This window comes from Miltoncostaea oceani (genome assembly GCF_018141545.1).
GTDB classification, from domain to species: domain Bacteria; phylum Actinomycetota; class Thermoleophilia; order Miltoncostaeales; family Miltoncostaeaceae; genus Miltoncostaea; species Miltoncostaea oceani.
Window position 1 is genome coordinate 2,591,444 of the sequence record NZ_CP064356.1, and the last position, 10,925, is coordinate 2,602,368.

The following is a 10,925-nucleotide window of genomic DNA, read 5'->3' on the forward strand; positions in this document are numbered from 1 at the left end:
TCCCCGGGCGCTCAGCGGCGGCGGACGGCCTTCACGGCACGGTCCGCGTCGCGGCGCGCGTCGCGCTCGGCGATCGAGCGGCGCTTGTCGTAGAGGGTCTTGCCGCGGCCGAGGCCGAGCTCGAGCTTCGCGCGGCCCTCCTTGAAGTAGAGGCGCAGCGGGACGACCGACAGGCCCTTCTCCGCGAGCGCCTGGGCGATCCGCTCGATCTCCTTGCGGTGCAGCAGCAGCTTGCGGGTGCGGCGGGGGTCGTGCCCCGCGTACCCGGCGTTCTCGTAGTCGGAGAAGTGGGCGCCGACGAGCCACGCCTCCCCGTTGCGGATCTGGACGTAGGCGTCCGAGATCGTCGCACCGCTCTCGCGGATGCCCTTCACCTCGCTGCCCTGCAGCACGATGCCGGCCTCGAAGCGGTCGGTGATCGCGTACTCGTGCAGCGCGCGGCGGTTCTGCGCGACGTCCCGGAACCGGGCGTCGTTCTTGGAGTTCTTGGAGGCCATGGGGCCGGACAGGTTAGCGCGGTCGCGCGCCCGCCCGTGTGCGGCGGGCGCGCGACGCGCCGGGGCGGGGGACGCCGTGGCGCGGCGCCGCGTCGACCGGCTCCAGCTCGATGCGGCCGCGGAGCGGCTCGATCCGCACGACCCGGGCGCTGACGGGGTCGCCGACGCGGATCCTCCGCCCGCTCACGCGGCCGATCAGCTGCACGCCGAGCGGGTCGGCGCGGTAGTGGTCGTCCTCGATCCGCCGGGTCGGCAGGAACCCCGTGTAGACATCGTCGAACGTCACGAAGATCCCGGCGTCGATGAGGCCGTTGACGTGCCCCTCCACGACGGTGTCCCACCCCTCGGCGGTCAGGCGGTCCTGCAGCAGGAACGCCGCGCAGAGGTCATCGGCCCGGCGCTCCGTCGCGGACGCGTCGCGCTCGGTGCGCGAGCAGTGGTCGGCGGCCTGGGCGAGCTCGACCGCCTCCGGCCCGGGGTCGCCGATCCCGAGCGCGTCGAGCAGGCCGCGGTGCACCAGCAGGTCGGGGTACCGGCGGATCGGGGACGTGAAGTGCAGGTACGCGGCGCTCGCGAGGCCCGAGTGGCCCACCTCGCCCGGCGAGTAGTGCGCCTGGCGGAGGGACCGCAGCACCAGCGACCACAGCGCCGGGCCGCCGGTGCCGCCGCTCTGCAGGTGGACGGCGACGGCGTGGGCGGCGGCCGTCGCGGCGGCGCGGCGCTCCGTCGCCCCCATCGGGCCGTCGGGGAGGGGCGGCGTCGCGACGCCGAGCTCGTCGAGCTGGGCGTAGAGCAGCTCGATCCGGCTCTGGGAGGGGTCCTCATGGTGGCGGAAGACCGTCGGCCGCCCACGGGCGATCAGGAACCGCGCGACCGCCTCGTTCGCCGCGATCATGCACTCCTCCACCAGCGAGTGCGCCGGCGTCTGCCCCTCGAGGTGCACGGACGCGACGCGGTCGCCGTCGAACGTGACGACGGGTTCCCCCGTCGAGGCCTCGAGCGCGCCCCGGGCCATGCGCCGGTCACGCAGCAGCGCGGCGACCTCCGCCGCGAGGAGCACCCCCTCCTCGAGGCCGGGGTCGCCGAGGGACCCGCCGCCGAGCACCCGGTCGGCGTCGGCGTAGGTGAGGCGCCGCTGGGAGCGGATCATCGACCGCGAGAACCGCGTCTCCCCCACCTCCCCGCGGGCGTCGACCACCATCTCCGCGGTGACCGCCGCCCGGTCGACGCCGGGACGCAGGCTGCAGAGGTCCGACGACAGCCGCGGGGGGAGCATCGGGACGACGGTCCCCGGGACGTACACGGAGTTGCCGCGGCGGGCGGCCTCCCGGTCGAGCGGGCCCCCCGCCGCGACGAAGCGGGCGACGTCGGCGATGTGGACCCACAGGCGCACGCCCCCGCCGGGCTCCCGGGCGACGGCGATGGCGTCGTCGTGGTCCTTCGCGCCCTCCGGGTCGATGGTGATGACGCGCTGGTCGCGCAGGTCGCGGCGGCCGCGGTCGGCGAGGACGTCGCCGTCGTCGAGCTCCTCCGCCTCCTCGAGGGCGGCCCGCGGGAACGGGCGGCCGAGCCCCTCGGCGACGAGCAACGCCCGGAGCGCCGCCCGCGGGGAGCGCTCGGAGCCGTGGACCTCGGTGACGCGTCCCGCGCGTCCCCGCATCGAGACGGTGACGAGGTCGCCGATGTCGGCGCCGCCGCGGGCGCCCTTGCCGAGCGGGATCCGCGGGCCGGACTCGAACGCCGGCTCGGCGGCGGCGCCCCTCCCCGCGGAGACCATGCGGGCGACCAGCACCGCGTCGGGTCCTCCCCGGCTCACCCCGCCGCCGCCGCCAGCGCGAGCCCGCGCCGGAGGGCCTCGTCGCGCGGCGTCGCCGGGTCGTCCACGACCCTCACGTCGGGGGGCAGGCCCCGCTCCGCGAGGTCGAAGCCGCTCGGGGTGAGGTAGCGGGCGGTCGTCAGCTTGAGGGCGCCGCCGTCGCGCAGGGGGATCGTGCTCTGCACGAGCGCCTTCCCGAAGGTGCGCTCCCCCACCAGCGTCGCGCGGTCCGCGTCGCGGAGGGCCCCCGCGACGATCTCGCTCGCGCTGGCACTCCCGCGGTTGACGAGCACGACGAGCGGCAGGTCGCCGGTGGCGGGGTCGCCGTCGGTGCGCAGCTCCTGGCGCGGTGAGTGGAGGCCCTCCGTCACGACGACCTCGGTGTCGTCCGGCAGGAACACGCCGGACACGCCGACGGCCTCGGTGACGAGGCCGCCCGGGTCGCCGCGCAGATCGAGCACCAGCGCCGTGACACCCGTGCCCCGGAGGTCCTCGACGGCCTCGCGGAGCGCGTCGGAGGCGCCCCGCGTGAACTGGGCGAGGGCGACGTAGCCGACCTTCTCGCCGTCCACCGTCTCGACGCGCGAGGTGACGGCGGACACGCGGATGCGGGCGCGCTCCAGGTCGAGGATCCGCTCCGGCGCGTCCCCGGTGACGACCCCGACGCGCACCGGTGTCCCCTCGGGTCCGCGGATCGTGCCGACGACCTCCTCGAGGGTCTTCCCGGCCGCACTCTTCCCGTCGATGGAGCTGATCCGGTCGCCGACCCGCACGTCGGTGCGCGACGCGGGGCTGTCGGGGAAGACCTTCGTGACGACGACGGCCGCCCCGCGCTGGGCGACCTGCAGGCCGACGCCGAAGTACGCCCCGTCGTTGCGGGCGCGGAGGGCCTCGAGCTCGTCGGGGTCGAGGTAGTCGGTGTAGGGGTCGCCGAGCGCCTCCACCACGGCGTCCGCGGAGGCCCGCTGGAGCTTCTCGACGTCGACCGGCTCGTAGTAGTCGCGGCGGAGCGCGTCGAGCACCTGGGACGGGAGGTCCTCGCCGCTGTCGCCGAGGACGACGCTCCGGAGGGGGTCGTCGAGCCGGGTGAGGCCCGTGTCCTCCGGGTGGCCGCCGACGATGACGCCGGCGACGAACACGGCGAGGACGGCGACGACGGCGCCCACCACGACCAGGACCCGGCGGATGCTCATGGGCGGGGGCGGGCTCGCACGGGCGTCATCCGATGATAGCCACGCGTGGCGCCGATCCGGCCCGGGCGGGTCGGACCGGCGCGCGGCGCCGCGCTAGACCTTGAGGAAGCGGCGGAGCGTGATGCCGCTGCCGAGGGCCCCGACGATCGCGCCGGACGCGATCAGCAGGAGGCCGAGCAGCGGGAAGCTGATCGTCGTCGCCGAGTCGCGCGTGAGGGCGCTGTCGGCGTCGCGGATCCAGGTGTCGACCACCCCGACCTTCACGGCGAACAGCAGCCCCACGGAGAGGGCGGCGCCGATGAGGCCGCAGATGACGCCCTCGATCACGAACGGCCAGCGGATGAACCAGTTCGTCGCGCCGACGAGCTTCATCACCTCGACCTCACGGCGGCGGGCGAAGATCGACAGGCGGATGGTGTTGCCGATCAGGAGGATCGACGCGACGAGGAGGATGGAGATGAGGCCGAGGCCGGCCCACTGGATGAAGCGGGCGACCGAGAGCAACCGGTCGGCCGTCTCCTTCCCGTACGAGATGCCGAGCTCCGGGTCGATCGCCGGGCTGTCCTGAAGCTGGGCGATGATCTCGTCGGACCGCTCCGGGTCGGTCGGCTTGACCTCGAAACTCGCGGGCAGCGGGTTGCCCGGCAGCTCCTCGAGGATCGACGGGTCGTTCAGCCGGTCGCGGAGCTTGACCAGCGCCTCGTCCTTCGAGATGTACGTGAACGACTCGATCGGACCCTGCTCCTGCAGCGCGGTGAGCTGGCTGCGGAGCCCCTCGACCTGCGGCACCGTGGCGGCGTCCGAGATGAACACGTTGATGTCGACGCGCTCCTTCTGGGAGTCCACGGTCGACTGCACGTACAGGAAGGACGGGATGAACGCGCCGAGGATGAATACGGCGATCAGCACGGTGACGGTGGCGGCGATCGAGACAGCGGCGTTCGCGCGGATCGAGCGCAGGGCCTCGGCGAGGAAGAATCGGGGGCTCACGCGGTCGTCCTAGGAGTCGGCGCGGGCGTAGGAGGCCTGGCGCTGGTCGCGGACGACCTTGCCGTTCTCCAGCGCGATCACCCGCATCTGCATCTTGTCGACCATCTCGCGGTCGTGGGTCGCCATGATCACGGTCGTGCCGGTGCGGTTGATGCGGTAGAGCAGCTGCATGATCCCGATCGAGGTCTCGGGATCCAGGTTGCCGGTCGGCTCGTCCGCGATCAGCAGCCGCGGGTGGTTGACGAACGCGCGGGCGATCGACACGCGCTGCTGCTCGCCGCCGGAGAGCTCGTGGGCGAAGCGCTCGGCCTTCTCGGACAGGCCGACGAGGGCGAGGATCTCCGGGACCTTGCGCTTGATGTTGCGGGGGTTGTCCCCGATGACCTGCAGCGCGTACGCGACGTTCTCGTAGACGGTGCGGCCGGCCAGGAGCTTGAAGTCCTGGAAGACGCAGCCGATGGAGCGCCGCAGGTACGGCACCTTGGAGCGCCGGAGCTGCTGAAGGTTGCGGCCGCCGACGGTGATGGTGCCCGCCGTGGGCTCGAACTCCTTGATCAGCAGCCGGATGAACGTGGACTTGCCGGAGCCGGACGGCCCCACCAGGAACACGAACTCGCCGCTCTCGATGGACAGCGAGACGTCGTCGAGGCCGTGCACCTTGTCGGTGTAGGCCTTCGTGACGCCGTCGAGGATGACCATCGGGCCGTCGCCCGGCCGCAGCATGGTGCGGCGGTCGGACTTGCCGGTCGACTCGCGGCGCCGCGCACGGGCACGTGCGCGGTCGGCAGCCGAATCGGCGGGGGGAGGTGTGGGGGGGGCGTCGGTGCTCATGGTGAAGACCAGCGCGTCACTTTCGGAGGGCTGCGGATGGAACGTGCGCCGTCAGGAATACCTTCGGCGATGTGGGGCCCCCCGTGAGGCCCGGGGAGGGTACCCCGTGCTCCGCGGTGGGTCAATTCGGGGAAGTCGCCGGAAAACAGGGCCATCTCCGGCGCCGGGGCTTTCGACGGGGACGGTGCTCATTCCTCCCCGCCCACGTCGTCCACCGGCGCGCCGGACCCGGATCCCCCACGGGCACGGCGCTCCAGCTCGGCGCGCACGAAGCCGTCGAGGTCGCCGTCGAGGACGCCCTGGGCGTTGCCGGTCTCGTGCCCGGTACGAAGGTCCTTGACCATCGTGTAGGGGTGGACGACGTAGGAGCGGATCTGGCTGCCGAAGCCGATGCTCTGGCTCTCGCCGCGGCTCTTCGCCGCCTCCGCCTCGCGGCGCTCCAGCTCGGTCTGGACCATCTTGGCCCGCAGCATCGCCATCGCCGTCGCGCGGTTCTGGGTCTGGGAGCGCTCGTTCTGGCACTGCACGACGATCTTCGTCGGCAGGTGGGTGATCCGCACCGCCGAGTCGGTCTTGTTGACGTGCTGGCCGCCGGCGCCGCTCGCACGGTACGTGTCGATCTTGAGGTCCTTGTCGAGGATCTCGATCTCGACGGCGTCGCTGACGAGGGGGGCGACGTCGACGGCGGCGAACGAGGTCTGGCGGCGGTTCGCCGAGTCGAACGGCGAGAGGCGCACGAGGCGGTGCACGCCGCGCTCCGCGGACATCAACCCGTAGGCGTTCGTGCCGTGGACGGTGAACGTGACGGACTTGATGCCGGCCTCGGTCCCGGCCTGGACCTCCTTGAGGTCGGCCTTCAGGCCCCGCTGCTCGATCCAGCGCAGGTACATGCGCAGGAGCATCTCGGTCCAGTCCTGGGCGTCGGTGCCCCCCTCCCCCGAGTTGATCGTGACGACGGCGTCGCCGGCGTCGTGCTCACCGGAGAAGAGGCGCGCCTCCTCGAGGCCCGCCATCGTGCGGTCGGCGCGGGCGAGGCCCTCGGACAGCTCGGTGAGCATGTCGGGGTCGAGGTCGCCGGCCCGCTCCTCCTCGCGCAGGAGGTCGGCCATCTCGGCGAGCGAGCCGATCTCCTCGTCGAGCTCCCGGTACTGGGCGACGCGGGTGCTCGCCGACGCGTGGGCGGCCGAGATCGACGCGGCGCTGGCCTGGTCGTCCCAGAAGCCGGGGGCGCCTATCAGCTCCTCCAGCTCCGCCATGCGGCGCTCGAGGGCGGGCGGGTCGATGAACTCGCCCAGGGCCGCGGCCCGCTCCCGGAGGCGGGCGGCGCGCTGGACGAGGTCCTCGAGGGAGAACGTGGAGTCGGTGCTCATGCGGCGGCGCGGCTACGCGCCGTGACACCTCTTGTACTTCTTGCCGGAGCCGCAGGGGCAGGGGTCGTTGCGGCCGACCTTGTCCTCGTCGGTGAGCACGCGCTGCTCGACGACGGCGACGGCCCCGCGGCCGGTCTGCTGCCGCTCCTCGGCGAACTCCTCGCCGCCCTCGCCGCCGGAGCCGTCGAAGCCCTGGATCGGGTCGGACTGGTACGAGTAGTCCACGTCGGCGACCTTCTGCTCCTCGGCCTCGGGAGCGCGGTCCACCTCGATGTGGAACATGTACCGGACGAACTCCATCTTCACGAGGTCCATCATCTCGTCGAACATGGTGTGGCCCTCGAGGCGGTACTCGGAGAGCGGGTCCTTCTGGCCGAGCGCGCGGAGGTGGATGCCCTCCCGCAGGTAGTCCATGTTGTAGAGGTGCTCGCGCCAGTGCTGGTCGATGAGCTGCAGCAGCACCCACCGCTCCAGGTCGCGCACCAGGGTCACGCCGAGGTCGGCCTCGCGGGCCTCGTAGGCGGCCATGATGTCGTCCTCGAGCCGGTCGAGCAGCTCCTCGCGCGTCAGCGGGTCGCTCTCGTCGTCGAGCTCGTCGCGGATGTCGGCGACGGTGAACGACATGGGGTAGTAGCTGCCGAGCTGGGTGAAGAGGGCGTCGAGGTCCCAGTCGGCGGGCAGCGACTCCTCGTCGCCGAACTGGTCGACGATGTCGACGAGCGCCTCGGCGATCCAGTCGCGCGCCTGCTCCCCGAGGTCCTCCCCCTCGAGCACGCGGCGGCGCTCGGAGTAGATGACCTCGCGCTGCTTGTTGAGCACGTCGTCGTAGTCGAGGACGCGCTTGCGGATGTTGAAGTTCTGCTCCTCGACCTTCTTCTGCGCGCCCTCCACGGTCTTGGAGAGCATCTTCGCCTCGATCGGCAGGTCGTCGCCGGGGCCGAGGCGGTCGAGGATCTTGAAGATCCGGTCGCCCGCGAAGATCCGGATCAGGTCGTCCTCGGCGGACAGGTAGAACCGCGACGCGCCGGGGTCGCCCTGACGGCCGGCGCGACCGCGGAGCTGGTTGTCGATGCGCCGGCTCTCGTGGCGCTCGGTGCCGATGATGTAGAGGCCGCCGAGCTCGGCGACCCCCTCGCCCAGCTTGATGTCGACGCCACGGCCGGCCATGTTGGTCGCGATCGTGACGCCGCCGCGCTGGCCGGCGTCGAGGATGATCTCGGCCTCACGCGCGTGGTTCTTGGCGTTCAGCACGTTGTGGGGGATGCCGCGCCGCGTGAGCATGCCGGCGAGCATCTCGGAGATCTCGACGGAGATCGTGCCGACGAGGACCGGCTGGCCGCGCTCGTGGGCCGCGGCGATGTCGTCGGCCACGGCGCGGAACTTCGCGTCCTTGGTCTTGAAGATGTAGTCGTTCTCGTCGGCCCGGATCATCGGCCGGTGCGTCGGGATCGAGACCACGTCGGTCTTGTAGATCTTCGCGAACTCGTTCGCCTCGGTCGCGGCCGTGCCGGTCATGCCGGAGAGCTTCTCGTACATGCGGAAGTAGTTCTGGAGGGTGATCGTCGCGAGCGTCTGGTTCTCCTCGCGGATCCGCAGCCCCTCCTTCGCCTCGAGCGCCTGGTGCAGGCCCTCGGAGTAGCGCCGCCCCTCGAGCACGCGGCCGGTGAACTCGTCGACGATCAGCAGCTCGCCGTCGCGGACGATGTACTCCTTGTCCTTGCGGTAGAGCGCGTGCGCCTTGAGCGCCTGGATCAGGTGGTTGACCAGGTTGCCGTTGACGTCGAGGTACAGGTTGTCGATGCCGAGCGCCTTCTCGACCTTGTCGACGCCGCTCTCGGTCGGCGAGGCGGCACGGTGCTTCTCGTCGACGTCGTAGTCCTCGCCGTCCTTCAGCGTCGGGACGATGCGCGCGAAGCGGTAGTAGGTGTCGGTCGCCGCCTCGGGGACGCCGGAGATGATCAGCGGCGTGCGGGCCTCGTCGATGAGGATCGAGTCGACCTCGTCCACGATGCAGAAGTAGTGGCCGCGCTGGACGCAGTCCGACAGGCGGACCGCCATGTTGTCGCGCAGGTAGTCGAAGCCGAACTCGGCGTTCGTGCCGTAGGTGGCGTCGGAGGCGTAGGCGGCGCGGCGGGCGTCCTCCGGCATCATCGACGAGATCACGCCGACGCTGACCCCGAGGAAGTCGTAGAGGGGGCCCATCCAGTCGGCGTCGCGCTTGGCGAGGTAGTCGTTGACCGTGACGACGTGGACGCCGCGGCCCGTGAGGGCGTTGAGGTAGACGGCCGGGACGCCGGCGAAGGTCTTGCCCTCACCGGTCTTCATCTCGGCGACCTTGCCGCTGTTGAGCACCATCGCGCCGATCATCTGCACGTCGAAGAGGCGCATGCCGAGCACCCGGCGGCCCGCCTCGCGGACGACCGCGAACGCCTCGGTCACGAGGTCGTCGACCGAGGCGCCGTCGGCGATGCGCGCGCGGAACTCGTCCGTCTTGGCGCGCAGCTCGGCGTCGGTCAGCTTCTCCATCTCCGGCTCGAGTGCGCCGATCCTGGCCACGTGCGACTGCATGGCCTTCATGGCGCGTCCCTCGCCGACACGGAGGACCTTGTTGATGAGATCAGTGCTCATACAGCGGCTCGCTCCATCGTGGGCACGGCTCGGTCATGGTAGCGCAGGGGTCATCGGCGACCCCCTGCACGGGCCTGAGCGGCCGGGCTACCCCTCCGGCGCGATGAGGCCGTAGTCGCCGTCGCGGCGCCGGTAGACGACGTTGACCTGCCCGTCGTCCGAGTTCCGGAACACGTAGAAGTCGTGGTGCAGCATGTCCATCTGCAGCGCGGCGTCCTCCTGCGTCATGGCGAGCATCACGAAGCTCTTGCTCTTGACGAGGCGCGGCGTGGGCTCGACCGGTTCCTCGACGGCGTCGGGGCCCGTGGCCTCGGCGCGGAGGCCGTCGAGCTGGGCCCCCAGGATCTCGGGGACCTCGTCCATCGGGGGGCCGTGGTGGTCCTTGCGGCGGTCGCGGTAGCGGCGCGCCTGGCGCTCCAGCTTGCGGGCGGCCTGGTCGATCGCCGCGTACATGTCCTCGGCGCTCTCGCGGACCCGCAGCACCGGCCCCTTGGTGCGGACGGTGACCTCCGCGATCTGCGCCTGCGCGATCTTGGGGTTCCGCTCGACCGAGAGCTCGAGCTCCACCTCCGTCGCGTCGTCCCAGGGCGGGAGGATGCGCGCCAACCTCTCCAACTTCGCCTCGGCGTGATCGAAGAGAGCGTCGGTGACCGACAGTCCCTTGCCCTTGACCTGGAGCTGCATCGCGGCCTCCTCCATCGCCGTCGCCGGGTCCCACGATGCTAGCGCCGCACGGGGGCGGCCGCGTCAGTGGTTCCCCGCGCCCGCTCCGCGCGGGAGACGCAGACCGCCCCCACGTCGCGGGTTCCGCCGGCCCGCAGGGCGCGTGCGCAGTCGGCGAGGGTCGCCCCCGTCGTGCGGACGTCGTCGACGAGCCAGGCCCGCTCCGGCACGGCATCCCGCCCGCCGGCCGCGAAGGCACCCGAGGCCTGGCGCGACCGCTCCCGCAGGGGGGCGCCGCGTTGCGACGGGCCCTCCCGGACACGCCGTAGCGGCTGGGCGACCGCGAGGCCCCATCGGTCGGCGAGCGACCGGGCGATCAGGAGGCTCTGGTTGAACCCACGCTCGCGGGCGCGGCGTGCCCCGAGGGGCACCGGCACCAGGACCGTGCCGGGGGGCGGCGGGTCCACCGTCGCGGCGACGAGGTCGGCGAGCACCGGGGCGAGGCCGCGGCGGCGGCCGTCCTTCAGCGCCGTCACGAGCGCCGGGACCGGGCCCGCGTAGGCGAGCGCCTGGCGGGCGCCGGCGATGACGCGGCCACGGCACTCCCCGCAGCGCTCCACCGCGATGGGCACGGGCGCCCCGCACCCCCCGCACCACGGCGGCGGGAGGGGGACCACCGCGTCGAGGCATGACGCGCAGACCGCGGCCCCGGGCAGGCCGCACGCCGCGCAGGCGGGAGGGAGGAGCACGTCCAGGAGGGAGGCGATCGGCACGTCTCCACCCTGGCCCCCTCCCCCGTCACGGCGCGACGCCCATGCGTGCCGGGGGTGTGCGGAGGGTGTGCCGCCGGGGGTGCGTGGTCCCCGTCCCGCTCCGGGGCGTCGCGGTGGTCCATTCGGACCTCGCCGCGAGGTCCAAATGGACCTGACGCGAGCAT

The 10,925-nt window shown here is 72.4% G+C and carries 9 protein-coding genes; all 9 read right to left on the reverse strand.

Annotated features, from left to right (window positions below):
• Nucleotides 1-11 precede the first annotated feature (11 nt).
• A complete protein-coding gene (smpB, locus tag IU369_RS13240; RefSeq protein ID WP_217921455.1) occupies nt 12-497 on the reverse strand; it encodes an SsrA-binding protein SmpB in 486 nt (161 codons plus the stop codon).
• A gap of 13 nt (nt 498-510) precedes the next feature.
• The gene (locus IU369_RS13245; protein ID WP_217921456.1) at nt 511-2,289 is read right to left on the reverse strand and encodes a ribonuclease R family protein; all 1,779 of its coding nucleotides are present in this window, start codon (nt 2,287-2,289) and stop codon (nt 511-513) included.
• A 20-nt stretch (nt 2,290-2,309) separates the two neighbouring features.
• The gene (locus IU369_RS13250; protein WP_217921457.1) at nt 2,310-3,506 is read right to left on the reverse strand and encodes a S41 family peptidase; all 1,197 of its coding nucleotides are present in this window, start codon (nt 3,504-3,506) and stop codon (nt 2,310-2,312) included.
• A 93-nt stretch (nt 3,507-3,599) separates the two neighbouring features.
• Nucleotides 3,600-4,496 carry a permease-like cell division protein FtsX gene (ftsX, locus tag IU369_RS13255; RefSeq protein ID WP_217921458.1) on the reverse strand — a complete coding sequence of 299 codons (897 nt, stop codon included), beginning with the start codon at nt 4,494-4,496 and terminating at the stop codon, nt 3,600-3,602.
• A 9-nt stretch (nt 4,497-4,505) separates the two neighbouring features.
• Nucleotides 4,506-5,195 carry a cell division ATP-binding protein FtsE gene (ftsE, locus tag IU369_RS13260; RefSeq protein ID WP_217924371.1) on the reverse strand — a complete coding sequence of 230 codons (690 nt, stop codon included), beginning with the start codon at nt 5,193-5,195 and terminating at the stop codon, nt 4,506-4,508.
• A gap of 320 nt (nt 5,196-5,515) precedes the next feature.
• Nucleotides 5,516-6,697, reverse strand: coding sequence for a peptide chain release factor 2 (gene prfB, locus IU369_RS13265; RefSeq protein ID WP_217921459.1), 1,182 nt, complete (start codon nt 6,695-6,697; stop codon nt 5,516-5,518).
• A 12-nt stretch (nt 6,698-6,709) separates the two neighbouring features.
• Nucleotides 6,710-9,325, reverse strand: a complete 2,616-nt coding sequence (gene secA / locus IU369_RS13270; protein WP_217921460.1) for a preprotein translocase subunit SecA — start codon at nt 9,323-9,325, stop codon at nt 6,710-6,712.
• 87 nt (nt 9,326-9,412) lie between these two features.
• Nucleotides 9,413-10,009 (reverse strand): ribosome hibernation-promoting factor, HPF/YfiA family, encoded by a 597-nt coding sequence (hpf, locus tag IU369_RS13275; RefSeq protein ID WP_217921461.1) that lies wholly within the window; start codon nt 10,007-10,009, stop codon nt 9,413-9,415.
• Nucleotides 10,010-10,047: 38 nt separating this feature from the next.
• Nucleotides 10,048-10,761, reverse strand: coding sequence for a ComF family protein (locus IU369_RS13280; protein WP_217921462.1), 714 nt, complete (start codon nt 10,759-10,761; stop codon nt 10,048-10,050).
• Nucleotides 10,762-10,925: the final 164 nt, after the last annotated feature.